Raw genomic sequence first — 552 nt, forward strand, 5'->3', positions numbered from 1 at the left:
ATGCTGAGCGCGAGCTCAAGCAGGACGGCCCCGAGGGCCGCTCCGCCTGCAAGCGCCATATCGGTGACGGGGCCCGTCAGTTTCTTGAGTTCAGCTATGAACGCTGGGGCGTCATGAGCGAGGTTCTCCCAGTAGGTCGCAACGCCTTCGCCAATAATCGGCAGGCCCTTGACCCAGTTGGGCGGCGCCGACGGCCCCTCTTCCAGGACGTGCGCAATCGCTTCGGCAACAGTCTTTATATCGTCCACGAGCGCGGTCACAAGGAACGCAAGGGGTGCTGCCAAGACAAAGACGACCAGCATCGTCATTATCGCCGCGGCAGCTGGGCGATATCCTCCGACGGCACGTTCGCATTGGCGGTAGAGCGGCCAGGTCGAGAAACAGATCACCGCAGCCCACAACAAAGCCGACAGGAAGGGCCAGAGGACCAGGGCGCAACCGATCACCAGCAGGGCAAGCGCGCCCGTGCCGAGAACAGGCCCTATCCATCTGCGAGAACCTGACATTGCCCGATCCGCCTCCTCCAGGGGCACATTTTCACAGACGACACAC

Annotated in this window: 1 protein-coding gene; it reads right to left on the reverse strand. The window is 62.5% G+C overall.

The window, feature by feature from the left end; translation table 11 throughout:
• Nucleotides 1–506, reverse strand: a 506-nt coding sequence (locus AC3WWH_RS34810; protein ID WP_492377632.1) for an AI-2E family transporter, incomplete at its 3' end; no start/stop codon positions are given.
• Nucleotides 507–552 lie beyond the last annotated feature (46 nt).

The organism is Ensifer sp. EB106-03-01-XG145 (genome assembly GCF_058792075.1).